At 60.3% G+C, this 24798-nt stretch carries 23 protein-coding genes; 8 read left to right on the forward strand and 15 right to left on the reverse strand.

What is annotated here, in order from left to right:
• Positions 1–2: 2 nt before the first annotated feature.
• Genes GTP46_RS06300 through mltG form a run of 3 tightly spaced genes read right to left on the reverse strand, consistent with a single transcriptional unit; the run spans position 3 to position 2651 of the window.
• Complete coding sequence (locus GTP46_RS06300) at positions 3–1034, reverse strand: DNA polymerase III subunit delta' (RefSeq protein WP_161005758.1); 1032 nt, start codon at positions 1032–1034, stop codon at positions 3–5.
• A gap of 16 nt (positions 1035–1050) precedes the next feature.
• Complete coding sequence (tmk, locus tag GTP46_RS06305; RefSeq protein WP_161005759.1) at positions 1051–1656, reverse strand: dTMP kinase; 606 nt, start codon at positions 1654–1656, stop codon at positions 1051–1053.
• A 5-nt stretch (positions 1657–1661) separates the two neighbouring features.
• Positions 1662–2651, reverse strand: coding sequence for an endolytic transglycosylase MltG (mltG, locus tag GTP46_RS06310; protein ID WP_202414163.1), 990 nt, complete (start codon positions 2649–2651; stop codon positions 1662–1664).
• Positions 2652–2756: 105 nt separating this feature from the next.
• Between mltG and ygfZ the strand changes: the two genes are divergently transcribed.
• The 4 genes from ygfZ (at position 2757) to GTP46_RS06330 (ending at position 5976) form a co-directional block, all read left to right on the forward strand.
• A complete protein-coding gene (gene ygfZ, locus GTP46_RS06315) occupies positions 2757–3740 on the forward strand; it encodes a CAF17-like 4Fe-4S cluster assembly/insertion protein YgfZ (protein WP_161005760.1) in 984 nt (327 codons plus the stop codon).
• A 2-nt stretch (positions 3741–3742) separates the two neighbouring features.
• Complete coding sequence (locus GTP46_RS06320; protein WP_161005761.1) at positions 3743–4033, forward strand: DUF4936 family protein; 291 nt, start codon at positions 3743–3745, stop codon at positions 4031–4033.
• Positions 4024–4767 carry an NRDE family protein gene (locus GTP46_RS06325; RefSeq protein ID WP_161005762.1) on the forward strand — a complete coding sequence of 248 codons (744 nt, stop codon included), beginning with the start codon at positions 4024–4026 and terminating at the stop codon, positions 4765–4767. Before GTP46_RS06320 ends, GTP46_RS06325 begins: the two co-directional genes overlap by 10 nt.
• A 264-nt stretch (positions 4768–5031) precedes the next feature.
• Positions 5032–5976 (forward strand): hypothetical protein, encoded by a 945-nt coding sequence (locus GTP46_RS06330; protein ID WP_161005763.1) that lies wholly within the window; start codon positions 5032–5034, stop codon positions 5974–5976.
• Here the strand turns inward: GTP46_RS06330 and GTP46_RS06335 are convergent.
• On the reverse strand, positions 5956–7170 hold the full coding sequence (locus GTP46_RS06335; protein WP_161005764.1) for an ATP-grasp domain-containing protein: 1215 nt from the start codon (positions 7168–7170) through the stop codon (positions 5956–5958). The two genes, GTP46_RS06330 and GTP46_RS06335, sit on opposite strands and share 21 nt — an antisense overlap.
• Positions 7167–8609 (reverse strand): pyridoxal phosphate-dependent decarboxylase family protein, encoded by a 1443-nt coding sequence (locus GTP46_RS06340; RefSeq protein ID WP_229258818.1) that lies wholly within the window; start codon positions 8607–8609, stop codon positions 7167–7169. Before GTP46_RS06340 ends, GTP46_RS06335 begins: the two co-directional genes overlap by 4 nt.
• A gap of 94 nt (positions 8610–8703) precedes the next feature.
• Between GTP46_RS06340 and GTP46_RS06345 the strand changes: the two genes are divergently transcribed.
• The gene (locus tag GTP46_RS06345; protein ID WP_161005765.1) at positions 8704–9060 is read left to right on the forward strand and encodes a flagellar protein FlaG; all 357 of its coding nucleotides are present in this window, start codon (positions 8704–8706) and stop codon (positions 9058–9060) included.
• A gap of 9 nt (positions 9061–9069) precedes the next feature.
• On the opposite strand, the gene GTP46_RS06350 is transcribed toward GTP46_RS06345, so the two are convergent.
• From GTP46_RS06350 to GTP46_RS06375, 6 genes are read right to left on the reverse strand one after another with little or no spacing between them, the layout of a single operon-like run.
• Positions 9070–9483 (reverse strand): GNAT family N-acetyltransferase, encoded by a 414-nt coding sequence (locus GTP46_RS06350; RefSeq protein ID WP_161005766.1) that lies wholly within the window; start codon positions 9481–9483, stop codon positions 9070–9072.
• Entirely contained in the window at positions 9480–10391 is a 912-nt protein-coding gene (locus GTP46_RS06355) for an SDR family oxidoreductase (protein WP_161005767.1), read from the reverse strand. Before GTP46_RS06355 ends, GTP46_RS06350 begins: the two co-directional genes overlap by 4 nt.
• A 4-nt stretch (positions 10392–10395) precedes the next feature.
• The gene (locus GTP46_RS06360; protein WP_161005768.1) at positions 10396–11403 is read right to left on the reverse strand and encodes an NADP-dependent oxidoreductase; all 1008 of its coding nucleotides are present in this window, start codon (positions 11401–11403) and stop codon (positions 10396–10398) included.
• Between the two features lie 2 nt (positions 11404–11405).
• Positions 11406–12185, reverse strand: coding sequence for an SDR family oxidoreductase (locus GTP46_RS06365; RefSeq protein WP_161005769.1), 780 nt, complete (start codon positions 12183–12185; stop codon positions 11406–11408).
• 16 nt (positions 12186–12201) lie between these two features.
• A complete protein-coding gene (locus GTP46_RS06370) occupies positions 12202–14043 on the reverse strand; it encodes an acyl-CoA dehydrogenase (RefSeq protein WP_161005770.1) in 1842 nt (613 codons plus the stop codon).
• Positions 14044–14048: 5 nt separating this feature from the next.
• Positions 14049–15227: an acetyl-CoA C-acyltransferase gene (locus GTP46_RS06375; RefSeq protein WP_161005771.1), complete on the reverse strand. Its 1179-nt coding sequence runs from the start codon at positions 15225–15227 to the stop codon at positions 14049–14051.
• Between the two features lie 204 nt (positions 15228–15431).
• On the opposite strand from GTP46_RS06375, the gene GTP46_RS06380 reads away from it, so the two are divergent.
• The gene (locus GTP46_RS06380) at positions 15432–17126 is read left to right on the forward strand and encodes an MFS transporter (protein ID WP_202414164.1); all 1695 of its coding nucleotides are present in this window, start codon (positions 15432–15434) and stop codon (positions 17124–17126) included.
• A gap of 60 nt (positions 17127–17186) precedes the next feature.
• On the opposite strand, the gene GTP46_RS06385 is transcribed toward GTP46_RS06380, so the two are convergent.
• From GTP46_RS06385 to GTP46_RS06400, 4 genes are all read right to left on the reverse strand, one after another.
• A complete protein-coding gene (locus tag GTP46_RS06385; protein WP_161005772.1) occupies positions 17187–18059 on the reverse strand; it encodes a transposase in 873 nt (290 codons plus the stop codon).
• Positions 18060–18252: 193 nt separating this feature from the next.
• Positions 18253–18885 carry a PEP-CTERM sorting domain-containing protein gene (locus tag GTP46_RS06390; RefSeq protein WP_161005773.1) on the reverse strand — a complete coding sequence of 211 codons (633 nt, stop codon included), beginning with the start codon at positions 18883–18885 and terminating at the stop codon, positions 18253–18255.
• Positions 18886–19071: 186 nt separating this feature from the next.
• A complete protein-coding gene (locus GTP46_RS06395; protein WP_161005774.1) occupies positions 19072–19707 on the reverse strand; it encodes a PEP-CTERM sorting domain-containing protein in 636 nt (211 codons plus the stop codon).
• 159 nt (positions 19708–19866) lie between these two features.
• Positions 19867–21948, reverse strand: coding sequence for a 3-hydroxyacyl-CoA dehydrogenase NAD-binding domain-containing protein (locus GTP46_RS06400; protein ID WP_161005775.1), 2082 nt, complete (start codon positions 21946–21948; stop codon positions 19867–19869).
• A gap of 333 nt (positions 21949–22281) precedes the next feature.
• Between GTP46_RS06400 and GTP46_RS06405 the strand changes: the two genes are divergently transcribed.
• Both GTP46_RS06405 and GTP46_RS06410 read left to right on the forward strand, forming a co-directional pair.
• Positions 22282–23979 (forward strand): methyl-accepting chemotaxis protein, encoded by a 1698-nt coding sequence (locus tag GTP46_RS06405; RefSeq protein WP_161005776.1) that lies wholly within the window; start codon positions 22282–22284, stop codon positions 23977–23979.
• Between the two features lie 2 nt (positions 23980–23981).
• A complete protein-coding gene (locus GTP46_RS06410; RefSeq protein WP_202414165.1) occupies positions 23982–24797 on the forward strand; it encodes a CheR family methyltransferase in 816 nt (271 codons plus the stop codon).
• Position 24798 lies beyond the last annotated feature (1 nt).

A 24798-nucleotide genomic window follows, 5' to 3' on the forward strand; every position in this document is an offset into this window, starting at 1 on the left:
TTTCAGGCGCAGCAGTTGGTGTACTCAAGCAGCATATCCTCCAAAAACAGCTTTGGCGACAGCGGATGATCTGCGGTCGCGCGGCGCTCGTTGGCACCCTTGATCGCGGCCAGCAAGCGGCTGACGTGGATCTTGTCGGCCAGTCCGGCCAGCTCTTTCTGGTAGCGAGGATAATACCGGATGTTACCTGCCAGTTTGTAGGAAAACACATCATAAAGCCAGCGCTGCAACCATGACACCGGTCCGCTCAGCGGGACTTTTTGTAACTTGTCGGCTACTTTCAGCGCGCCTTCAATGCTCGGATGCGCCAGCAGCTGCAGCAGGGTTTCCAGATCCTCGCGACTGCCGGATTCAGCCTGTGTCATGGCGGCCAGCGGTGCGCCGCCCTGCTCGCGCAGCCAGCTGTCGGCATCCGCCACGCCTTGTTCCTTCAACCATGCCAGCGCTTCGCCGTGGCTCGGCATCGGCATGGCGAACTTGCGGCAGCGCGACAGAATGGTCGGCAGCACGCGCTCCAGGCTGTTGGAGGCGACCAGGAATACGGTGCCAGGCGGCGGTTCTTCCAGCGTCTTCAGCAGCGCGTTGGAGGCCGGCATATTCAGCGCCTCGGCCGGATACAGCACCACCACCCGCAAGCCCTGGCGGTGGGTCGAGATATTCATGAAATCCGCCAGCGCACGGATTTGTTCGATCTTGATTTCCTTGGACGGCGTTTTGGACTTGGCGGCCTTCTTGGCTTCGCCCTCGCCCTCTTCGCCATCAGCCGGCGGCTCGTCTTCCATCGACTCCGGCCGCACGCGGCGGTAGTCCGGATGGTTTTGCTGCGAGAACCAGCCGCACGAGGCGCACTGGCCGCAGGCGTGGCCGTCCGCCAGCACCGCCTCGCACAGCAGGCCTTGTGCAAAGCGCTCGATGAAGTCGGATTTGCCTATCCCGGCGGCGCCATGGAACAGGATGGCGTGCGGCATACGCGGGCGCAGCGCTTGCAGCTGCTGCCACGACGATTCTTGCCACGGGTAGATGGAATTGCTCATTAATCAGTATTGTATTTCAAAAGCAAGCGTCGAGGATGCTTGCGATCTGCAATTGAATCGCAGCGATGCTTTGTGTGGAATCGATGACACGGAAGCGCTGCGGGAACTGCGCTGCGCGGCGCAGATACTCGTTGCGGGTGGCGGCAAAAAAGTCGGCCTTCTCCTGCTCAAACTTGTCCAGCTCGCGGGTGGCGTCCAGACGGGCGCGCGCCACATCCAGCGGTACGTCGAACAGCAAGGTCAGGTCCGGCTGCAGGTCCGCGTGCACCCACTGCTCCAGCGCTTCCAGCTTGGCCCGGTCCAGGCCGCGGCCGCCGCCCTGGTAGGCGAAACTGGAATCGGTAAAGCGGTCCGAGATGACCCAGGCGCCGCGCGCCAGCGCCGGCTCGATCACTTCCGCGATGTGTTCGCGGCGGCTGGCAAACACCAGCAGCGCCTCGGTTTCGAGGTGCATTTTTTCGTGCAGCACGATCTCGCGCAGCTTTTCGCCCAGCGGTGTACCGCCCGGTTCGCGCGAGCTCACCAGCTCGATGCCGCGCTGTTGAATGTAGTCCGCAACGAAGGCGATGTGCGTGGACTTGCCGGCGCCATCGATGCCTTCAAAGGTGATGAATTTACTCATTATTCTTATCGTTGATACTGATTGACTGCCCGATTGTGATCGTTCAGGTTGTCCGAGAACTGGCTGGTGCCATTGCCCTTGGAGACGAAATACAGCGCGGCCGTCTTGGCCGGCGCCAGTGCGGCCGTCAGCGATTGCACGCCCGGCAAAGCGATCGGCGTTGGTGGCAGGCCAGAACGCGTGTAGGTATTGTAAGGTGTGTCGGTTTCCAGATCCTTCTTGCGGATTTTTCCATCGTACTTGAGGCCCATGCCGTAGATAACGGTTGGATCGGTTTGCAGCAGCATGCCGATCTTCAGGCGGTTGACGAACACACCCGCGATCATGCCGCGCTCAGACTTCTGGCCGGTTTCCTTTTCCACGATGGAGGCCATGGTCAGCGCTTCGTACGGATTTTTGTACGGCAGCGCCGGATCGCGTTTTTCCCAGGCTTCCGACAAGCGGGTCAGCATCATCACATGCGCCTGCTTGTAAATTTGCAGGTCGCTCGCACCTTTGGCGAACAGATAGGTATCAGGGAAGAACAAGCCTTCGGCCTGCTTGTAATCGGAGGCGATGGCGCTCATCACTTCGGCGTCGGACAGCGCGATGGTGTCGTGCTTCAAGCCCTTGTGCGCGGCGATGGCGGCGCGCATCTGGCGGAAAGTCCAGCCTTCGATGATGGTCAGCTGCTCTTGCGCATACTCGCCGCGCGCCAACTGGTCGATCAGGCGCAGCGGCGTTGAGCCCGGCTTCAGTTCGTAGGAACCAGCTTTCAACTTGGCGCTCTTGCCGGTCACGCGTGCGAGCAGATTGAACAGCAGCGGCTCCATCGGAATCCCAGCTTCAGCGATTTGCTGGCCGGCCGCATGGGCGCCGCTGCCGGGGGTGATGCTGAATTCAATCGCCTCGGCATCCCCGGGGATGATGGGCTTTTGCGACCAGTACATGAAATAACCGCCGCCGAGAATGGCGAGTACGATAAACAGACTAATTATTTTTTTGATAAAAGCCATTGTTGAAGCCGAATTGGTGGATCGGGACGATCTGACGCGTTTTGCGCGACATCACTATAATAAGCCCGTAATGATAATGCCTTCCCAGTGAAAAGATTGAAAATTATGTCTTCCTTGAGCCCTACCCAACTTGCCGCCGGCTTCGTCGCCCGCATCACCGGCCTCGGCCTGATCGCACTGGACGGCGAAGAATCCGCCAGCTTCCTGCACAATCAGCTGACCAACGACGTGGAGCACCTCGGCCAGGGCGAAGCCCGCCTGGCCGGTTACTGCTCGCCGAAAGGCCGCCTGCTGGCCTCGTTCCTGATGTGGCGCAGCACTTCGACTATCTTCCTGCAACTGCCGCATGAAATCCAAGCGCCGGTGCAAAAGCGCCTGTCGATGTTCGTCCTGCGCGCCAAAACCAAGCTGAGTGACGCCACCGAAGCGCCTTCCAATGCGGTGGTGCTCGGCATCGGCGGCGCGCAAGCGCCAGTCGCGCTGCAAGCGTGGTTCGAGACTCTGCCCGCCACGCCGTACGCCAAAGTCGATCACGCACTCGGCACCCTGATCCGCGTGGCCGATGCCTTCGGTGCGCCGCGCTATCAATGGCTGATGTCGACTGAAACCGCTGACACCGTGCTGCCGGCACTGGAAGGCAAGCTACTGGCCGCCTCCAGCGAAGCATGGCAGCTGTCCGAAATCCACGCCGGTGTTCCGCAAATCGCCAAGGGTACGCAAGAACAGTTCGTGCCGCAGATGGTGAATTACGAACTGCTGGGCGGCGTCAACTTCAAGAAAGGCTGCTACCCGGGACAAGAGATCGTCGCGCGCAGCCAGTACCTCGGCAAGCTCAAGCGCCGCACCACGCTGGTCTCGATTCCTGATGCGGCCGCAGCGGCTGGCATGGAAGTGTTTGCCACCGCCGATCCCGAGCAACCATGCGGCATGATCGTCAACGCCGCACCGAACGGCAATGGCGGCGTCGACGCGCTGGTCGAAATGAAGCTGGCCGCGATCGAAGCAGGCTCGGTGCGTCTCGGCTCGGCCGAGGGCACGGCACTGGTCTTCCTCGACATGCCGTACGCGCTGGAACCGCTCGATCTCTAAGCATGGATCTCTACATCTACTACAAGGTCAAGGACGCCGACGCGGCGTCCTTGCAGACGGCTGTCGCCGCGATGCAGGCGGCGCTGGCGCAGCGCCACGGCGTTGCAGGCCAACTCAAACGCCGCCCGGAGTCCAAGGACGGCGTGCAGACGTGGATGGAAGTGTACCCATCCACGCCTGAAGGATTTGCGGCAGCGTTGGACAGCGCTGTCCATGAAGCTGGTGTGCTGGCCTGGATTGCGGGCCTGCGTCACACCGAAGTTTTTCTGGATGTGGTGCCACCATGTGCCTGATCGTTTTTGCCTGGCAGGTCGTGCCAGCGGTGCCGTTGATCGCCGCCGCCAACCGTGATGAATACTACCAGCGCGCCACCGCCCCGGCCGCCGCTTGGCCCGAGCATCCGCAGATTTACGCGGGCCGCGACTTGCAGGCTGGCGGCAGCTGGATGGGCATCACCCAGCCAACGGAAGATGGCCAGCCAGCACGCTTCGCCGCCATCACCAATATCCGCGCACCGGCCGAGCACAAGGATGATGCGCCGTCGCGCGGCCAACTGGTCGCCGATTATCTGGCGAGCAGCATGACGCCGCGGGAATACGTCGAATCCATCCGCGCCACCGCGCATGAGTACAACGGCTTCAACCTCGTGCTGGCCGACCGCGACAGCTTGATCTGGTACTCCAACAAAGGCGACAACGACCCGCGCAACGGCCAACCATTGCAACCCGGCGTCTACGGTCTGTCCAATGCGCTGCTGGACGCACCATGGCCGAAAGTCCTGAAGACGAAAGCCCAATTCGCCAGCCTGCTATGCCTCGGCGCACCGGACGACGCCTTCTTTGAAATGCTGTCCGACACCGCGCAAGCGCCGGACCTGCGCCTGCCCGAAACCGGCGTCTCGCTGGACCTGGAACGCGTGCTGTCAGCAGTGCGCATCGAAAGTCCGAGCTACGGCACGCGCACCTCCACCGTCGTCAAACTCTACGCCGACGCCCACGCCACGCTGCAAGAAATGCTGGTGCATTGAACGGGGTACGCATGATGAGTACCCACCGCCGTTGCGATAGCGCCCTAAAAAAGTACCCCGAACGAAAGGGTCTGACCCCGTACGGGGTCAGACCCTGGCTAGCAGCGGTGTGCGGGTTGGGTTAGTGCCGCACACATTTACGGCAACAAGCAGCATCAACCCCAGACCGACTTTACCTGCTTTAACACGGCTTAACACGTGCTGCGTATCGTCGTGAAATAAGATGGTTGTTCTTGCCCCAGGCAGTACAACCGTCTTATTTTCATGATTATTGCCAGCGCAGATAGCACCTGGATCAACGTATTCGACAAACCTCTCCACGAACGCTACGGCCCCGCGCCGGACGAGGCGCTTCGACATATTTCGCAAGTCAACGCCGGCCGTGTGTGGACCGACACCCGCACCGCCACGCCCGATGAAGCGCTGATGATGCGCATCCGGCTGGCGCTGGCGGAGTTACCGCACGCCGTCAGCGCCCGCTTGCAGGACAGCTTCCTCGGCGTCTATTTCGCCAACGGTCTCGGCTCGTCTGCCGTGACCGATATCGTGGTCTCGCCGCACAGCGAGTTCCTCGGCCTGATCGTCGTACTGGATATAGAAGCGCTCGATCACGCCGGCGCCAACGCCTGGGCTAGCTGGCGCGAACGCTCGCCGTTCGACAACACCGCCGCCATGACACTCACGATGCGCATCGCCGACAATAACGACGATGACCTGCTGCACGCCATCCGCTTCCTGCTGCTGCACGAACTCGGCCACGCGCTCAGCGCCGGCCGAAACTTCCTGCCCGACTGGTGGAGCGGCCTGCCCGACCACAGCACTGTGGACGATTATTCCTACCTGCCGCTCTCCTGGCAGATCGACGACAAGCGCCGCATCGTGCCCTTGCCCGGCAACGACTTTGCCTTGCGCGCCAGCGTCTCGCACTACGACGGCGATCCACGCCTGCCTGCCGGCTACATGACCGACATCTATCGCGCCCTGAAGCGCACCAGTTTCCCAACGCTGTACTCGGCCGCCAGCGTGCACGAGGATTTCGCCGAGTGCTTCGCCTGCTACGTGCACATGGTGCTGCTGAACCGTCCACTGTCGGTCAGCATCCACCAGCACGGCGAGCTGGTGCTGGACTGGCGGATGGACTGGCGCAGCGAGCGCTACGCCCGCAAGCTGGCTTTCTTCGAACGCCTGCTAGGCAGCAGCGCGACCTAGCAAGTTCCGGAAGGCGTTGAACACGCGCTGCATGGCTGGCGCTTTGTACGGGAACATGTCCTCCGGGTCCATTGCGTGGACGATCATGGCGTTGTCCACTTCGAAAATCAGCAAATCACCGTTTGGCATTTCAGCGCAATCGATGCCGAGATATGGCAAGCCCATGCGCTGATTGATGGCCTCCAGCGCCGTTTTGTGGCGCACGGCGAAACCATCGTCGAAGCCAGCCATACAGGCCGCCTCTTCCGCGCGCTTATCCGGGCTGTTGGTCATGCCGGCGTTCAGGTAGTGAATCATCCAGCGCTCGGAAATGGCGTAGTGGCAGATGTACGGCTTGCCATCCACCAGCGCCACGCGGTATTTGCGAAACAAACCGTCAGCGCTGCGGTAGTCGACAAAGCGCGAAATGTAGAACTGCTCGCCCTTCACTTCATTGAGGTACTTGCCCAACTGGGCCGGCGTGTCGACCTTCTCCAGGTTGGTGCCCGCGTGCGAACCGAGTGGGCGCACAATCAAAGGAAAACCTCCATCGCCGAGCAGTGCTTCAATCGGCTGCTCGCGTGACGCGACCTTGAACAAGGTGTAGCGTCCAACGCGCACCGACAGCGGCATCTCGATCCCCGGTGCGCCTTGCAAGGCCGCGCACACGCCGTCCCGCGACAGCTTGCGTATGCGCTCCGGCCGGTTGATCACCGGACGCGGCCAGTCGCTGACGTATTCCGCCAGCCGTTCCAGCAGCGGCTGGTTCGCTTCCGATTCGGCGACGGCCACCAGCATCACGTGATGGTCCGGCACCTCGTCCGGAAACTCTTCGTCGGCGCGCAGGTAAAGCAGTTCCAGCGTGACGTCGCTGTCCTCGACCAGGAATTCGACCGGCGTGTTGGCCATCAGATCGCCGGGGCCCATCAGCACCAGCAGCGTCAGGCCGGGCTGGGGTGACGGCAGCGTGTAATGCTGCTGCAGCATGATGGCCTCCGCCTGCACTGCCAACGCGTCATCACGGTTGCCGGTCAGTTGCAGCACGGTGGAAAAATCCATGTAGGCTTGCCCGTCGTTGGGATAGGTTTGCGCGCGTTGCAGCAGAATCTGGCCGATGGGCGTCAGGTCTTCACCGGCGAAGGCGCGGCGCATCAGTGGGGCCACGCCGATCAAGGGCGCGTTGTGCTGGCCGATGGTGTTGGCATCAAAAGTCATGCGGACTCCGTGGTGTGAGTGTATGTCAGTACGGCGGTCATCAGGGCGTCGAGATCGGTGCGGCCGGTGCGGTGGTTGACAATGGCCACGCGGATCGCCAGCTTGCCGCGCACGGTGGTCAGTGACGGCGCGGCGATGCCGGATTCCTGTAAGTCCGCCACCAAAGCGGCATTGAAGCCATCCACATCGCCGTCGTGACGCACGCGGAAGCAGACGATGTTCAGCGCCACCGGCGCCAGCAGCTCCAGCGCCGGTTCGGCGCACACGCGCTCGGCCAGTTCGCGCGCCAGCACGCAGGTCTGATGGATGGCCTGGCCGATGCGTTCCGCACCGTAGACCTGGAAGGTGAACCACGTCTTCAAGGCGCGGAAGCTGCGCGATAAGTCCGGGCCGAAATCGCACGGCCACGGCGACCCGGCTGCCATGCCGCGCGTATCACGGCGCAGATAGGTTTCGGGGGTGGAGAAAGTTTCGAGGTGCAGCACGCCGTCGCGCACGAGGATGAAGCCGGCGTCGTACGGCACTTGCCCCCATTTGTGGAAGTCGCAGGCGATGGAGTCGGCCAGCTCGATACCCTCCAGCAGCGGCTGCAATGCCGGCGACAGCATGGCCAGCGCTCCGTACGCGCCATCGACATGGAACCACAAGCCGTTGCGCTCGGCGATCGCGGCAATCACCGGCATCTCATCGATCGCGCCCACATCCACCGTGCCCGCCGTGGCGGCGATAAAGAACGGTTGCAGACCGGCCTGGCGGTCAGCCGTGATGGCCACCTCCAACGAGGACGTGCACATCTGGAACCGATCGTTCATCGGGATCTTGCGCAGGTTGGTACTGCCCAGCCCGGCCAGATCCATCGCCTGCGCGATGCAACCGTGCGCACCGGCCGACGCATAAGCCACCAGTTGGCGCTTGGGCGGAATGCCATGGCTGCGCACTTCGCGGCCCAGTGCGTGATAGCGCGCCACCAGCACCGCAATCATATTCGCCATCGAACTGCCGGTCACGAACAAGCCGGAAGCGTACGGCGGGAACTCGAACAAGTCCGCCATCCAGCGCACCAGCTGGCGCTCGACTTCCACCGGAATCTGGTCACGCCCGCCGAGATTGGCGTTCAAGCCCGCCGCCAGCATCTCGGCCAGCATGCCGACTGGCGTGCCGCCGCCATGCACCCAGCCGAAGAAGCCCGGATGCGCATTGCCAACCGCGTACGGCAAAATCTGCTGCATGAATTGCTGGTGCACCTCGGTCAGGTCACGCCCCTGCGTCGGCATGCTGGCTAAGAACGCCTCGCGCGCCACATCGGGAATAGGCTGCCAGACCGGTCGCTGGCGGATGTGTTCCAGATAATCAACCATATCGTCCAGCATGCGGTGCCCCTGGGCGCGGAACTGCTGCCAGTCCGCCGGGTCCAGCGAACCGGCGGAAATTTTTTGCATTTTCTTTGACATTGAACTCAATTTTTCTTCAGGCCTGCCGTTATCACCGGTAGTGGGGTAATTTATCCCATCAAAACGAAGGAAAAAGACCATCATGGACACGAGCAGCATCAGTCGACTGGATTTGCTACCCGCAAGCGCCATGCCCACGTCTGGTAAGAGCGGAGGGACGACGACACCTGCACTGGGTATTGTCGCCTCTAAAGACGCCCCTGCGGCCCGTACACCAAGTAAAACTGAGTTAAGAAATTCGGTCGATGCGCTTAACCAGCACGTCGACAACGATGAAGTACATTTCAGTATCGATGAAGATAGCGGACTTTCCGTGGTGAAAGTGATCGACACTGAAACGAAGAAGGTGCTGCATCAGTTCCCGTCCGAGCAATCGCTGGAAATCGGGAAAAACCTCAATAGCCCTAACAAAGGCCTGCTGATCAACAGCGAGGCCTGAGCAGGCAATTTAGAAGGTGTGCTGCATAGTGATGTGCGGGATGCCGGCCTCGAAGAACTGTTCCCCATCGATGCTGAAACCGTGGCGCAGGTAGAACGGCGCTGCGTGCGTTTGCGCGCTCAGCACCACCACCGTGTCACCGCGCGCCTTGGCTTGCGCCATCAACGCCTGCAGCAACTCGCCGCCGACACCATTGCCACGGCCCGCCTTGCGCACCGCCATGCGGCCGATGTGACCGTCGGGCAGCAGGCGGCCGGTGCCGACCGGCACACCGGCATCATCGTAGGCCACGGCGTGAAGGCAGACCGCATCCATATTGTCCATCTCCAGCTCGGCTGGCACGTTTTGCTCCTGCACGAACACTTCGAAACGGATCAGCTTTGCGTCAGCGCTCAGCGTGCTCCAGTCTCCCAACTTGATCATTGTTTAGCTCCCTTGATTTTGGCGCGCAAGATCTCCCGTAGCTGCGGCGCATGGGTGTAGGGATCGGCCGGATTGTCGCCCGCCACGATGTGCTCCATGCGCTCGCGCACGCCGGTCAATGCTTCCGGATGCGAGTAAATGTAGAACTGGCCGGCGGCAATCGCCTTGAAGGTCGTCTCGGCCACATCCTCGGCCGATACTTTACCTGAAGAGACGGCTTTGTCGGTCATGACTTGTGCGGCCAGCTGGCTGGCGGTTGGTCCAGCCGTCATGCGCACATCTTCCGGACGGTTGCGGTGCGACTGGCTGATGCCGGTCGGGACAAAGTACGGGCACAGCACCGAAGCACCGATCGGCGCTTCAACCAGCTGCAGGTCGTGATACAGGGTTTCGCTCAACGACACCACGGCATGCTTGGAGACGTTGTACACGCCCATTGCCGGCGTGTTCACCAGCCCGGCCATCGAAGCGGTGTTGACGATGTGGCCTTCGAACGCCGGATCTTGGGCGGCGGACGCCAACATCAGCTTGGTGAAGATACGCACGCCGTGGATCACGCCCCAGACGTTCACGCCCATCACCCATTCCCAGTCAGCCTCGGTGTTTTCCCAGATCAGGCCACCCGAGCCAACGCCGGCGTTGTTGAACACCAGGTGCACCGCGCCGAATTCGGCCACGGCGGCATCGGCCAGCGCCTGCACTTGCTCGCTCTTGCGCACATCGCACAGGCGGCCGATCACGCTGGCGCCCTGCGCGCGCAGCTCTTCCGTCGCGCGATCGAGTGCATCTGACTGCACGTCGGCCAGCACCAGCTTCATGCCTTCACGCGCCGCCACGTTGGCGAATTGACGGCCCAAACCACTTGCACCGCCGGTGATGACGGCGACTTTGTCTCGGAATGTTTTCATTTTTTTAGATGAGCTTCACCAGTTGTTTGCCAAAATTACGCCCGTGCAGCAGGCCCATGAACGCTTCCGGCGCGGCAGCCAGGCCGTCCGCCACCGATTCGCGGTATTTGATTTGACGATTGGCGACCAGCACGGCCAGTTCCTGCAAGCCCTGCTGCCAGTATTCCATATGTTCGGTGATGATGAAACCGCGCAGCGTCAGGCGATTGAGTAGCAGCGCGCGCGCGTTCTTGATTGACATGTCGGCGCCATTGAAGCCGCCGATCAGCCCGCACAGCGCGACCCGCGCAAAGGCGTTGGTGCGGCCCAATGCGGCGTCGAGGCAAGCGCCGCCGACGTTTTCGAAAATGGCGTCGACACCATCCGGCGTGGCGGCGGCGAGATCGGCTTCCAGATTACCGGCTTTGTAATCAACGCAGGCATCGAAGCCCAGCTCGTTGACCACGTAGCCGCACTTCTCCGGACCGCCGGCGATGCCGACCACGCGGCAACCGCGCAGCCGCGCCAACTGGCCGACCACGCTGCCGACCGCGCCGCTGGCGGCCGACACAATGATCGTCTCGCCAGCAGCCGCTTCCATGATCTGGTTGAAGCCGTACCACGCCGCCATGCCCGGCATGCCGACCACGCCAAGGAAAGCCGACAAGGGAATACGCGTGGTGTCGAGCTTGCGCAGCAGCAGGCCGTCTGACACGCCCATCTCGGCCCAGCCCAGCATGCCGTTGACGTAATCGCCGACTTTGTAGAACTCGTTGCGCGACGCGACCACCTGGCCGACGGTGCCGCCGATCATGGTCTCCTCCAGCGCTTGCGAAGCAGCGTAGCTGGCGGCCTTGCTCATGCGGCCGCGCATATACGGATCCAGCGACAGGTAGTGATTGCGGATCAGGACTTCGCCATCGGCCAGTTGCGGCACCGGCATGGTTTCGAGGCGAAAGTTCTCCGCCGCCACCGGGCCACGTGGACGCGCCGCCAGTACGATGCGTTGGTACGACTCAGGAATCTCCAACATGCTTACACCGCCGAGACGCCGCCGTCCACAGCCAGGATCTGGCCGGTGATGTGTTTGCCTGCGTCGGAGGCGAACAGCACCGCTGCGCCCTTCAGGTCTTCGTCGTCACCGAGGCGGTTCAGCGGTGCGTGCTTGATCAATTCCTCGCCCATCACCGACAACAGACCCTTGGTCATCTTCGACGGGAAGAAGCCCGGCGCCAGCGCGTTGACGGTAATGCCATGGCGGCCCCACTCACCGGCCAGCGTGCGGGTGAAGTTAACTAGCGCACCTTTCGAGGTGTTGTAGGCGATGGTTTGCATGGTGCCAGGCGGGTTGCCGGCCAGGCCAGCAATCGAAGCGATGTTGATAATACGGCCGTAGCGGCGCGCGATCATCGAACGCTTGCCGACTAGCTGCGACACTACGAAGATGCTGCGGATGTTCAGGTCCATCACCTTGTCCCATGCATCGACCGGATGGTCTTCCGCAGGCGCGCCCCAGCTGGCGCCGGCGTTGTTGATCAGGATATCGATATGGCCGAGGTGGGCAATCGCGCCATCAACCAGTTGCGAAGCCTGCTCGTCCTGGGACAGGTCGGCGGCAATCGCGTGCGCGCTGATGCCGTGTTGCGACAGGTAGGCCACAGCTTCGTCGAGGTCAGCCTGCTTGCGGGCTGAGACCACGATCTTGGCGCCCTGCTCGCCCAGCGCCAGCGCCATTTGCAAGCCGAGGCCGCGCGAGCCGCCGGTTACCAGCGCGGTCTTGCCGGCCAGCGAAAACAGTTCTTGGGTAGTGCGCATTTTGTCTCCTTGGATATTAGAACCACGCATCCTGCATATCGAGCGTGGTGGTGTCTATGCTGGACAGCAGTTCCAGCTGCGGTCCGATTTTTGGCAGCTCCCAGCGGAAGAAATAGCGGCAGGCTTGCAGCTTGCCGCGATAGAAATCAGCATCGCCTTGCTGCATGGATGCGGCGGCCAGCAAGGCCTGCTGCAGCCAGATCCACGCGACTACGATATGGCCGCACGCTTCCAGATAGGTGCTGGCGTTGGCCAGCGTTTTGTTCATGTCGCCAACAGCATACAGCTTCTGCGTGGTTTGCTCCAAGGCTTGCCAGGCATGCTCCAGCGCGTCTGCGTGTGACAGCAATTCCTTGCCGATGTCCGCGTAACCCACCGGTGCGACGTCCGGCGCGCCCACGCTGCCGCGCACTTTACGTACCGTTTTCCGGATCTCGGCGCCAAATGCTTTGAACAAGGCGCCATCTTGCTGCGAAACTTTGCGCCCTAACAGATCGAGGCCGTGGATGCCGTGTGTGCCTTCGTGAATCGCGTTCAGGCGATTGTCGCGATAAAACTGTTCGACGTTGTACTCGCGCGTGTAGCCGTAGCCGCCGTGAACCTGGATCGCCAGTGAGTTCGCTTCCACACACCACTGCGACGGCCACGACTTGGTGATCGGCGTCAGGAATTCCAACAGCCGCGCCGCATGCTCGCGGGCTTCCGGCGTTTCCGCGCTGTTTTGCTCGTCAACCAGACGGGCACTGTACAGCACCAGTCCAAGACCGCCTTCAACATAAGCCTTCTGCGCCAGCAGCATGCGCCGCACGTCGGTGTGTTCGATGATGCGCAGCTGCGGCAGCGACGGATCCTTTTGCGCTGGATGTCGGCCTTGCGGACGATTGCGCGCGTAATCGAGCGCATGCAGGTAGCCGGTGTAGCCCTGCACTGCGGCGTTGAGGCCGACGGCGATGCGGGCCTCGTTCATCATGTGGAACATATTGGCCAGGCCGTGGTGCGGCTTGCCGACCAGGTAGCCGATTGCGCCGCCGTTCTCGCCAAAATTGAGCAAGCAGTTGGTGGTGCCGCGATTGCCCATCTTGTGATTCAGGCCGGCCAGCGCCACGTCGTTGCGCGCGCCGACGCTGCCATCATGATTGACCAGATACTTCGGCACGATGAACAGCGAGATGCCTTTCACGCCCGGAATCAACTTGCCGTCTTCGCCGGGAATCTTGGCCAGTACGAGGTGGATGATGTTTTCCGCCAGCTCATGCTCGCCGGCCGAAATCCACATCTTGTTGCCGGTGATGCGGTACTGGTGTTCGCCGTCTGGCACTGCGCGGGTGGTGATATCCGACAGGCTGGAACCAGCTTGCGGTTCGGACAGGCACATGGTACCGAAGTAGCGGCCTTCCAGCATTGGGTTGACGAAGCGTTCGATCTGCTCCGGCGTGCCGGTCTTGAGCAAGGTGTTGGCATTGCTCATGGTGAGGAAGGTGTAGGCCGCAGTACCGACGTTGGCCGCCGTGAACCAGGCCGCCAGTGCCTTGTCGACTACCGCTGGCAATTGCATGCCACCGCGCTCGTAGTCCTGCCCGGCCGCCATCAGGCCGGCGGCACTGAAGGCATCCAGCGCAGTCTTTACCTCGGGGATGATCTGCACCTTGCCATCGACCACGTGCGGCTCGTGGCTGTCGGACTTTTTGTTGTGAGGGGCGAACAGCTCGGTGGCGAGCCGTTCGGCGGTATCAAGGGCGGCGTCGAAGGTTTCACGGTTGTGATCTTCGAAGCGGCTGCGCTTGGTAAGCGCCTCAGCGTCCAGCCATTCGTACAGCATGAACGCGAGGTCGCGACGCGACAGGATGGTCGAGTCCATGTGGCTTACACCACTTCGAACAGGCCTGCCGCTCCCTGGCCGCCACCGATACACATGGTGACAACGACATATTTAACGCCGCGGCGTTTGCCTTCGATCAGCGCATGGCCGACCAGGCGCGCGCCAGATACGCCGTATGGGTGGCCGACGGCGATGGCGCCGCCGTTCACGTTCAAGCGATCCATCGGGATACCCAGCTTGTCAGCACAGTACAGCACTTGCACGGCGAAGGCTTCGTTCAATTCCCACAGGCCGATGTCTTCGACTTTCAGGCCGGCTTTTTTCAGCAGCTTAGGAATCGCAAACACTGGGCCGATGCCCATTTCATCAGGCTCGCAACCAGCGACCGCGAAGCCACGGAAAACGCCCAGCGGCTGCAGACCTTTAGCGGCGGCGGTCTGCGCGTTCATCACAATCGACATCGAGCCGCCGTCCGAGAACTGGCTGGCGTTGCCGGCGCTGATAACACCGCCCGGCATGGCGCTGCGGATTTTCGAGACGCCTTCGTAAGTAGTATCGGCGCGAATGCCTTCGTCCGCCGAGATGGTCACTTCGCGCGACAGCAGCATGCCGGAAGCTTTGTCAGCCACGCCCATGACGGTAGTCATCGGCACGATTTCAGCATCGAACAGGCCGGCGGCTTGGGCGGCAGCGGCGCGTTGCTGGCTTTGTGCACCGTACTCATCCTGGCGCTCGCGGCTGATGCTATAGCGCTTGGCGACGGTCTCGGCGGTTTGCAGCATCGGCCAGTAGATTTCCGGCTTGTGCTGCGACAGCCAGACTTCCTTATACATATGCAGGTTCATTTCCTGCTGCACGCAGGAGATCGACTCGACGCCGCCAGCGGCGAAAATGTCGCCCTCGCCCGCGATGATGCGCTGGGCGGCGGTAGCGATGGTTTGCAGGCCGGAGGAGCAAAAACGATTGATGGTCATGCCGGCGGTGGTGACCGGGCAGCCGCCGCGAATCGCGATCTGGCGTGCGATATTGCCGCCGGTGGCACCTTCAGGATTGGCGCAGCCGACCAGCACGTCTTCAACTTCACCAGCTTCAATGCCAGCGCGCTGGATCGCGGCTTGCAGCACATGGCCGCCCAGCGTGGCGCCGTGCGTCATGTTGAACGCGCCTTTCCACGACTTGGCCAAACCCGTGCGGGCGGTAGATACAATGACGGCGTCAATCATGAGAGTCTCCTATGGAATGAAGTGTTATTCGGACCAGAATAGCACATTTTTAGTACGGTCGTTCGCAAATTTATTTGTCAGTTTCACGTAAGTTTCGCGCAAGAATGCCGTAAGGTTAAGAGTCCAGACTGCGGATAAGCTGACGAAAGAATAACTATCGCAGCTGGGGAAAAACATCCTACAAAATCAAAGGAGACACACATCATGGCAAATACAGGAACAGCTGACCCGCGCGCGTCGGGCAAAGCCACCCCGATCACCGCCGAAGAGCGCAAAGTGATTTTTGCGTCCTCGCTCGGCACCGTGTTCGAATGGTACGACTTTTATCTGTACGGCTCGCTGGCGCCGATTATCGCCAAGCAGTTCTTTATCGGTGAGCCGACCACCACCTTCATCTTTGCACTGCTGGCGTTTGCTGCGGGCTTCATCGTGCGACCATTTGGCGCGCTGGTGTTTGGCCGCCTGGGCGACATGATCGGCCGTAAATACACCTTCCTGATCACCATCCTGATCATGGGCGCCTCCACCTTCATTGTCGGCTTGTTACCCGGCTACGCGGCGATCGGCATTGCCGCGCCGATTGTGCTGGTGTCACTGCGTATTTTGCAAGGGCTGGCGCTGGGCGGCGAGTACGGCGGCGCAGCCACCTACGTGGCCGAGCATGCACCGCACGGCAAGCGCGGCTCGTTTACCGCATGGATCCAGACCACTGCAACGCTGGGCCTGTTCCTGTCGCTGCTGGTGATTCTGGGCACCCGTACCGCCATCGGCGAGGAAGCCTTCAATGCCTGGGGCTGGCGTGTGCCGTTCCTGGTGTCGGTACTGCTGCTGGGTATTTCGGTATGGATACGCCTGTCGATGAATGAATCGCCGGCCTTCGCCAAAATGAAAGCCGAAGGCAAGACCTCGAAAGCGCCGCTGTCCGAAGCATTCGGCCAATGGAAAAACCTGAAAATCGTAATCCTGGCCCTGATCGGCCTGACCATGGGCCAAGCGGTGGTGTGGTACACCGGCCAGTTCTACGCCTTGTTCTTCATGACCCAGGTACTGAAGATTGATAGTGCCAGCGCCAACATCATGACCGCGCTGTCGCTGGCTCTGGCGACTCCGTTCTTCATCTTCTTCGGCATGCTGTCGGATAAGATCGGCCGTAAATACATCATCCTCGGCGGCTGCGTGCTGGCTGCGGCGACCTACTTCCCACTGTTCGGCGCCCTGGCCCACTACGGCAATCCGCAGCTGGAAGCAGCGCTGAAAAATTCGCCCGTGGTAGTGATCGCTGATCCGGCATCGTGCAACTTCCAGTTCAACCCGACCGGCCAGAAGAAATTCACCTCGTCGTGCGACATTGCTACCAGCATCCTGTCCAACGCCTCGGTGAACTACACCAAGCAAGACGCGCCGGCTGGCAGCGTGGCCAAGATCAAAGTCGGCGATAAGGAAATCACCGCCTTCAACGCGGTGCTGACTGCGGACGGCCTGAACTTCGACAAAGCCAGTAAAGATTCCGACGCTGCGCTGAAGAAAGAAGTTGCCGCCACCGTGAAAGCGGCCGGCTACCCACCTAAGGCGGACGACTCGCAGATCAACAAACCGATGGTGGTCCTGATCCTGTTCATCCTGGTGTTGTACGTGACGATGGTGTACGGCCCGATTGCGGCCATGCTGGTGGAGATGTTCCCGACCCGCATCCGTTACACCTCGATGTCCCTGCCATACCACATCGGTAATGGCTGGTTCGGCGGCCTGCTGCCAACCATCTCGTTCGCGCTAGTGGCGTTCAAGGGCGACATCTTCTACGGCCTGTGGTACCCGATCATCGTCGCCCTGATCACCGTCGTGATCGGCGTACTGTTCATCGGCGAAACCAAGGACAACAACATCTACGCAGCCGACTAACCCCAGCAGTCCCCACCCCAAGCCGCCCCGGGCGGCTTTTTTTCTGGCAAAAACCCGGGGTCAGTTCTGCCAATCGTACACGGCCTCTGCTTTAGATGAGGATTCTTGCCTGCGAACGACGCGACTAACCGTCCGGTAAGAGACGCGAAAATGGGCCGCAATTTCTTTCATGGTGTAGGCAGTAGAAAAATACGCCTCGGTGATGGCTTCATCCCGATTGGCAAATTTTGCCTGGTACTCCGCTAAAGTAAGTGCAAATGCACGCCGGTGCTGTTTGGTGACTTCATTCAACCGAGTAAAGGATTGTGCGCTGCGCCGGCTAGCAACGAAAGCCTCATCTCCCAAAAGGAGTTGATGCATCACATTCTTCATAGGATTAGCCGCACCGACACCCTGCGCAACAAACTGCCGATAGGCTTCAATAGCCTGCTCGCGGTCTAGGCCAAACAGGGAGAGTATCCAGTCGGTCTCCAGCCAGGAGGGCGCTGGAGCATCTTGAACCATCAACTGGTAACTACTCCAGCGCCACTCACCAGGCGCGGCAACCATGCCCGCGCGAACTGGATTCAAAACAACGTAGCGCACCACTTCGCGCCCATAACACTCTTTCTGCACCAAGATCGCCTTATAGCGCCCTTGGAACAAATGGCCAACCAGCTTATGCCTACGGTTACAGTACTGTGAATATTGACCGTTCAGCTGGCGCATTCCGTGGGACAGGTTTGGATCGCCGGTCTCCACAACCAGATGATAGTGATTCGTCATCTGGCAAAAACCGTGAACTTTAAAGTTGAAGCGTGCGCAGGTGCTGGCAAGCATGTCCAACCACACCAGTCGATCGGTATCATCCCGATAAATCACCTGTTGCCGATCACCCCGCGACATGACGTGGTAAAAAGCACCGGCAAATTCCTGTCTTAAAGGTCGGCTCATCCAGACAACATACATCCTCCTGAATCACAGCACATGATGCAGATCATGAGATAGTGAAGAGCTCGTGTGCGATTGGCAGAACTGACCCCGGGTTGCGGGCAAAAAAAACCGCCTCGTGGAGAGGCGGTGAAATAAACCCAAGGAGTCCCTTACTACGATGCTACGGTACTGCAGTGCTACTTAAAACGACTACTTACTGCTGCTTACGGCGGCGCGCAAAGGCGCCGACCATGGCGAGGCCGCCCAACAGCATCGCGTACGTCTCCGGTTCCGGAACCGCCGCAATGCTCGACGAACCAAACTCCACCCGCAGCCCGGTCGGATTACCACCGTTCTGCGCCCAATTGGTCACCACAAAGTCCAGTGTGTTGACGCCGGCGACGAAACCGCTGCTGGCGCCAAAGCTGGTCCAGTTGGTAAAGCCGGACGCGCTGCCGATGACGTTGTTGTTCAGCTTGACCACCACGCTGTTGTCCGCTGCCAATCGGCCGCTGAACGCTGCGCTGGCCGCGTTGAAGCCAGTCAGGTCAAAGCTCAGCGAATAGGTGTAGGTGCCGTTGCTCCATGGGTCAAAGCTTTCGCCCTGGCTGGCGGTCGGCGTGATCCATTTCGAGGTGGTGTCGTTGGACATCCAGGGACCGATCGGCCATTGGGCGTCGTAAGTGATGACGGGGGTGCTGCTGACAGCCGAGCTCAGGCTGTAGTTGGTGTCGTTGGCGCCGCTCACGCCAAGGCCGGTGTTCTTCAGGCCGGTGATAGTGGCAGCGTGGGCGGAGGTGATGGCGGTCAGCGCCAGTGCGGCGGCTGCAATCAGGGAGCGTTTCATGAGAGCCTCTAAAAAATGGTTGGTTAGCGTATCAGCCAGCATCAGTGCGGATGCTTGGTGTTGATCGAACCGTTTTTTAGGGCGTCGAAAGATGGGTGCTGTTGGAACAAATTATAGCGGGCTTTTTCCACTCATGCTCACAAGCCATTTAAATTTCTTTATGGCATGTGAGCATTTTCCCACAGATTACTTCTGTTTGCGGCGGCGAGCGATGGCGCCCACCAGTGCCAGGCCGCCCACCAGCATGGCGTAGGTCTCTGGCTCAGGTACGGCGGTGATATTCGATTCGCTGAACTCGACGCGCAGGCCGGTCGGATTACCGGAACCCTGGCGGTAGTTGGTGACCACGAATTCCAGGCTGTTCTGGCCGGCGACGAAACCGCTGCTGGCGCTGAAGTCCTGCCACGACGAGAAGCCGACGCCGCTGGCGATATCGGTGCCGTTCAGCTTGATGGTGACGGCGTTGTCGGCGGCAAAGTGGCCAGTGAACGAGGCGGTGCTGGCGTTGTAGCCGGTCAGGTCGAAGCTCAGTTTGTAGGTGTAGGTGCCGTCAACGCTAGGATCCAGCGTTTGCGCCTGGTCGAGCAGTGGGGTGATCCACTTGGAGGTCTCGGTATTGTGCAGCCAGGTACCGTCGTTGATCGGCCATGCGGCTTCGGTGCTGGTGTACGCGGTGCTGCTGACAGCCGAGCTCAGGCTGTAGTAAGCGTCGGCGCTGCCGCTCGCACCCAGACCAGTGTTGTACAGGCCGTTGATGGCGTCAGCGTGGGCGGCGGAGATGCTGGCCAGGGCCAGTGCTGCTGCGAAAATAGTGTGCTTCATGGGAATCCCTAAATTTTATCGTTTGAAGTCGTCACGCCCACGTGGACTATCAGCCGTTTCCTGGGCGCAGGAAAACAAAAACGGCCGGGCTCGATTATAACGAGCCCGGCCGAAAATGTGAATACAATATCAATTCATGTGTTCATAATGCAACAACTACTAGTTATTAAGCAACTTTCCTTCTGCGGCCAGCTTAAGCAGCAGCGGCGCCGGTTGCCATGCCTGGCCTTGGTGGCCCTTGGCGTATTTACTGATCGCCGCCAGCACGTTCGGCAGACCGACCGTATCGGCGTAGAACATCGGGCCGCCACGGTACAGCGGGAAGCCGTAGCCAGTCAGGTAGACCATGTCGATATCCGAGGCGCGCAGGGCAATGCCCTCTTCCAGAATCAGCGCGCCTTCATTCACCAGCGAGTACACCAGGCGCTCGACGATTTCCTCGTCGCTGATCTTGCGGCGGGTAATGCCGAGGTCAGCCGAGTGCTGCACGATCATGGCATTGACCTGCTCGTTCGGGTAAGCCTTGCGGTCGCCAGCCTTGTAGTCGTACCAGCCGCCGCCAGTTTTCTGGCCGTAGCGGCCCATTTCGCACAACAGGTCAGCGGTTTTCGAGTAGGTGATCTCTGGCTTCTCAACGTAGCGGCGCTTGCGGATGGCCCAGCCGATGTCGTTGCCGGCTAGGTCGCCCATGCGGAACGGCCCCATGGCGAAGCCGAATTTCTCGGCCGCCTTGTCGACCTGCTCCGGCAGCGCTCCCTCTTCCAGCAGGAAGCCAGCCTGGCGGCTGTATTGCTCGATCATGCGGTTGCCAATGAAGCCGTCGCACACGCCCGACACCACCCCGGTTTTCTTCAGCTTTTTGGACAGTGCCAGCGCGGTGGCCAGCACGTCCTTGCCAGTCTCCTTGCCGCGCACGATTTCCAGCAGCTTCATGACGTTGGCCGGCGAGAAGAAGTGGGTACCGATCACGTCTTGCGGGCGCTTGGTGAAGGCGGCGATTTTGTCGACGTCCAGCGTCGAGGTATTGGTGGCCAGGATGGCGCCCGACTTCATCACTTCGTCCAGCTTGCGGAACACGGCTTCTTTCACGCCCAGTTCTTCAAACACGGCTTCCACCACGATGTCGGCCTGGCCGATCTCGTCGTAGGACAGCGTGCTGGTCAGCAGGCCCATACGCTGGTCCAGCTTCTCTTGCGTCAGCTTGCCCTTTTTCAGGCTGCTCTCGTAATTCTTGCGGATGGTGGCGATGCCTTTGTCCAGTGCTTCCTGTTTGGTTTCCAGCAGCTTGACCGGGATGCCGGCGTTGAGGAAATTCATGGCAATGCCGCCACCCATCATGCCGGCGCCGATCACGGCGGCCGACTTGATGCTGCGCACCGGCGTATCGGCCGGCACGTCGGGCACCTTGCTGGCGGTGCGCTCGCTGAAGAAGGCGTGGCGCAGCGCTTTCGATTCGGTGGTCTGGATCAGGTGCAGGAAGCGCTCGCGCTCGAACTTCATCCCATCGTCAAACTTCATGGTGACCGAGACGGCCACTGTTTCCACGCATTCCAGTGGCGCCGGAAACGGGCCCGACATGGCTTTCACGGTGTTGCGCGAGAATTGCAGGAAGGCTTCGTGGTTCGGATAGTCGACTTTGCGGTCGCGCACTTTCGGCAGCGGACGCGCATCGGCAATCTTTTCCGCAAACGCCACGGCCGATTGCACGATATCGGCATCGGCGGCAAAGATTTCGTCGAACAGGGCCGGCAGTTTTTCCGACAGCACTGGGTTTCCCGACACGATCATATTCAGTGCCGGCTCCAGGCCCAGCACGCGCGGCAGGCGCTGGGTGCCGCCGGCGCCCGGCAGCAGGCCCAGTTTCACTTCCGGCAGCGCAATCTGCGCGCCCGGCAGCGCCACACGATAGTGGCAACCCAGCGACAGTTCCAGGCCGCCGCCCATGCAGACGGTGTGAATCGCCGCCACTACCGGCTTGGTCGAGCTCTCGGCGGTGGCGATCAGGGTGTGCAGGCTAGGTTCCTGCAATGCTTTCGGGGTGTTGAATTCTTTGATGTCGGCACCGCCCGAGAAGGCTTTGCCGGCGCCGGTGATGATGATGGCCTTGACGGCATCATCAGCCAGCGCTTGCTGGATGCCCTTGACGGCGGCCGTGCGCGTTACCAGGCCCATGCCGTTGACCGGCGGATTGTTCAGCGTGATGACGGCAACTGCGCCGTGCACTTGATATTCAGCAGTCATGTCTCTTCCTTGTGTTCTTGGTTGGAATGCTAGGCTTGCTCACTATACCGCATAAAAAGAACGGTCGTGTTATTTTTTTGTGCCGTGCCCGCACTTTTGAATCCGTGCGTGGCACTTTGTAATACTGAGAATGACGACAAAAGCTGTCGCTTGCAGAGTACATTTAACCCTGATTCGTTATTGCCGCGCTTGCCTGCACTTTGAATAAGGGAAATAATTAGTACGCGCCACATATATTCCCCAACCCCGAATATCAGAATAAATCTCACTAAATATCACGATATTTAGTTTGTCCACGACAATTGCTGATTTAAATATACGACAGGGACTCCCATGAACGCTCCTAGCCAGGTAATCCAGACCCATGATGTAGAACTCCAAGCTATCCACGCCGCGCTCAACCGCGTGCAGGCGGTCATCGAGTTTGACCTGGAAGGGAAAATTCTACACGCCAACGACAACTTCCTGCGCGTGCTGGGCTACTCGCTGAGCGAAGTCCAGGGCCGCCATCACTCGATGTTCTGCGAACCGGAATTTGCCTCCAGCGCCGTCTACAAGCAGTTCTGGGCCCGCCTGGCAAAGGGCGAGTACGAGCACGGCGAGTATAAGCGCGTGGCCAAAGACGGCCGCGAGATCTGGATCAACGCCTCCTACAACCCGGTGATGGATGCCGACGGCAAGCCCTACAAAGTGATTAAGTTCGCCACCGACATCACTGAAAACCGCGTCCGCAACGCCGAGTACGAAGGCAAGGTCAGCGCCATCAGCAAGGCCCAGGCAGTGATCGAATTTGACATGCAAGGTCATGTATTGAGTGCTAACGATAATTTCCTTGATGTTATGGGATATTATCTGGACGACATTAAAGGCGAGCATCACCGCATGTTTTGCGATCCTGACTTTTCCGCTAGTGCCGAGTATAAATGTTTCTGGCAGAAACTAAATCGTGGCGAATTCGATAGCGGCCGTTACAAACGCCTCGGAAATAATAAAAAGACTATCTGGATTCAAGCTACTTATAATCCGATTATGGATTTAAATGGCAAGCCATACAAAATAGTTAAATATGCAAGCGATATTACCGCGCAGGTAGCTCTGGAAGAATCGGTAGCCGCCAAGGCCAAATCGGACGGCGAGAAGATTACCCGCCTGCTGGACTCGGTCGCGCGCGCTGCCAATGGCGACTTGACCAGCAAGATTGTGGTCGAGGGCGAAGAGCCGCTAGACCAGCTGGCCGAAGGCATCAGCAAAATGATTGCCGACCTGCGTAAAGTGATCAGCGACGTGGTGATGTCCGCCAGCGGCCTGGCCGACGCCTCCACCACCATTGCCGAACGCTCCAACGGCGTGGCGGTCGGCACCCAGGCGCTGGGCGCTACGGTGGAAGAAATGAATGCCTCCATCGACGGCCTGACCAGCTCGATCAACACGATTGCCAACAACACCTCGGACGCCGACTCAATGGCCAAGTCCGCCCAGCACGAAGCTGAAGTCGGCGCCAAAGCAGTGGCCAAATCGATTGAAGCCATGGACCTGATCAACCGCTCGTCGGAAGACATCGGCGAAATCGTCAAGGTCATCAGCGATATTGCCAACCAGACCAATATGCTGGCCTTCAATGCCGCCATCGAAGCAGCGCGCGCCGGCGAGCACGGGCTGGGCTTCTCGGTGGTGGCGGACGAAGTGCGCAAGCTGGCCGAGCGTTCCTCGCAGGCGACCAAGGAAATCTCCAAGCTGATCAACGAATCGGTCAAGCGTGTGTCAGCCGGCAGCGAGATTTCGCGCCAGGCCAGCGACGCGTTCGACAAGATCCTGGCCGGCGTGATCAAGACCACCATGGCCATTTCCGATATCTCCAAGGCCACCAACGAGCAATTGCTGACGGCGCGCGAAGTCAGCACCGCCGTGCAGTACATTGCCGAGGAAGCCGAGAAATCGGCTGCCGCCTGCGACAGCATTGCCCGCTCGACCGAGGGGCTGAACCAGCGCGCCGGCGACCTGAATAAAACCGTGGCCGGCTTTACGGTGTAATCATGGACGCCACCGGTATCACTCCCGCCACGCTGACCGCGCTGATCGCACTGGTGCGCAAGCACACCGGCATTGCGATGAGCGAACGCAAAAGCGTACTGTTGGAACGCCGCCTGCGCCCGCGCGTGCAGGCACTCAAACTGGGCAGTTACCAGGCTTACCTCGACAAGGTGGAGCAGGACCGGGCCGAAGTGCCGCACTTTATCGACCTGGTCACCACCAACGACACCCTGTTCTTCCGCACCCCGCAGGTGTGGGACTACGTCGAGCAGGAATTCCTGCCGCAGTGGTGGAAAGACCATCCGGGCAAGCGCCTGAAAATCTGGTCGGCAGCCGCCTCCAGCGGCGAGGAACTGTACTCGATGGCCATGCTGTGCGAGGAGTTCCAGGAGCGCCATCCGGGCTTCAGCTACCAGATTCATGCGACCGATATTTCGCAGCAGATCCTGGCGCTGGCGCGTGACGGCCAGTACAGCGGCCGCTCGGTTGAGCGCATCCAGGAAACCCATCCGGACTGGGTGAAAAAATACTTCCGTCCCAGCGCCAATGGCCTGCGGGTGGTGGACGCGCTGAAGAAGAATGTCGACCTGGCGCAGCACAACCTGATGACGCCGCTGAAACCGGCCAAGCAGTTTGACCTGGTATTCCTGCGCAACGTGCTGATTTACTTCGATCAGGAGCATCAGCAAACCATACTGCAACAAGCACGGTTGAGCATGGCTTCGCACGCCATCATGATCGTGGGCGAATCGGAGTCGATCTCGGGCATGAACACCGCCTATCAGTTCGACCGGCCAATGATTTATCGAATGGAATAAG

The organism is Duganella flavida (genome assembly GCF_009857445.1).
In the GTDB taxonomy this organism is placed as follows: domain Bacteria; phylum Pseudomonadota; class Gammaproteobacteria; order Burkholderiales; family Burkholderiaceae_D; genus Rugamonas; species Rugamonas flavida.

Bases quoted from the DNA above. Each gene is read 5' to 3' on its own strand.
- GTP46_RS06300 (WP_161005758.1), bottom strand. From the start codon at position 1,034: ATGAGCAATTCCATCTACCCGTGGCAAGAATCGTCGTGGCAGCAGCTG.
- tmk (WP_161005759.1), bottom strand. From the start codon at position 1,656: ATGAGTAAATTCATCACCTTTGAAGGCATCGATGGCGCCGGCAAGTCC.
- mltG (WP_202414163.1), bottom strand. From the start codon at position 2,651: ATGGCTTTTATCAAAAAAATAATTAGTCTGTTTATCGTACTCGCCATT.
- ygfZ (WP_161005760.1), top strand. From the start codon at position 2,757: ATGTCTTCCTTGAGCCCTACCCAACTTGCCGCCGGCTTCGTCGCCCGC.
- GTP46_RS06320 (WP_161005761.1), top strand. From the start codon at position 3,743: ATGGATCTCTACATCTACTACAAGGTCAAGGACGCCGACGCGGCGTCC.
- GTP46_RS06325 (WP_161005762.1), top strand. From the start codon at position 4,024: ATGTGCCTGATCGTTTTTGCCTGGCAGGTCGTGCCAGCGGTGCCGTTG.
- GTP46_RS06330 (WP_161005763.1), top strand. From the start codon at position 5,032: ATGATTATTGCCAGCGCAGATAGCACCTGGATCAACGTATTCGACAAA.
- GTP46_RS06335 (WP_161005764.1), bottom strand. From the start codon at position 7,170: ATGACTTTTGATGCCAACACCATCGGCCAGCACAACGCGCCCTTGATC.
- GTP46_RS06340 (WP_229258818.1), bottom strand. From the start codon at position 8,609: ATGCAAAAAATTTCCGCCGGTTCGCTGGACCCGGCGGACTGGCAGCAG.
- GTP46_RS06345 (WP_161005765.1), top strand. From the start codon at position 8,704: ATGGACACGAGCAGCATCAGTCGACTGGATTTGCTACCCGCAAGCGCC.
- GTP46_RS06350 (WP_161005766.1), bottom strand. From the start codon at position 9,483: ATGATCAAGTTGGGAGACTGGAGCACGCTGAGCGCTGACGCAAAGCTG.
- GTP46_RS06355 (WP_161005767.1), bottom strand. From the start codon at position 10,391: ATGAAAACATTCCGAGACAAAGTCGCCGTCATCACCGGCGGTGCAAGT.
- GTP46_RS06360 (WP_161005768.1), bottom strand. From the start codon at position 11,403: ATGTTGGAGATTCCTGAGTCGTACCAACGCATCGTACTGGCGGCGCGT.
- GTP46_RS06365 (WP_161005769.1), bottom strand. From the start codon at position 12,185: ATGCGCACTACCCAAGAACTGTTTTCGCTGGCCGGCAAGACCGCGCTG.
- GTP46_RS06370 (WP_161005770.1), bottom strand. From the start codon at position 14,043: ATGGACTCGACCATCCTGTCGCGTCGCGACCTCGCGTTCATGCTGTAC.
- GTP46_RS06375 (WP_161005771.1), bottom strand. From the start codon at position 15,227: ATGATTGACGCCGTCATTGTATCTACCGCCCGCACGGGTTTGGCCAAG.
- GTP46_RS06380 (WP_202414164.1), top strand. From the start codon at position 15,432: ATGGCAAATACAGGAACAGCTGACCCGCGCGCGTCGGGCAAAGCCACC.
- GTP46_RS06385 (WP_161005772.1), bottom strand. From the start codon at position 18,059: ATGAGCCGACCTTTAAGACAGGAATTTGCCGGTGCTTTTTACCACGTC.
- GTP46_RS06390 (WP_161005773.1), bottom strand. From the start codon at position 18,885: ATGAAACGCTCCCTGATTGCAGCCGCCGCACTGGCGCTGACCGCCATC.
- GTP46_RS06395 (WP_161005774.1), bottom strand. From the start codon at position 19,707: ATGAAGCACACTATTTTCGCAGCAGCACTGGCCCTGGCCAGCATCTCC.
- GTP46_RS06400 (WP_161005775.1), bottom strand. From the start codon at position 21,948: ATGACTGCTGAATATCAAGTGCACGGCGCAGTTGCCGTCATCACGCTG.
- GTP46_RS06405 (WP_161005776.1), top strand. From the start codon at position 22,282: ATGAACGCTCCTAGCCAGGTAATCCAGACCCATGATGTAGAACTCCAA.
- GTP46_RS06410 (WP_202414165.1), top strand. From the start codon at position 23,982: ATGGACGCCACCGGTATCACTCCCGCCACGCTGACCGCGCTGATCGCA.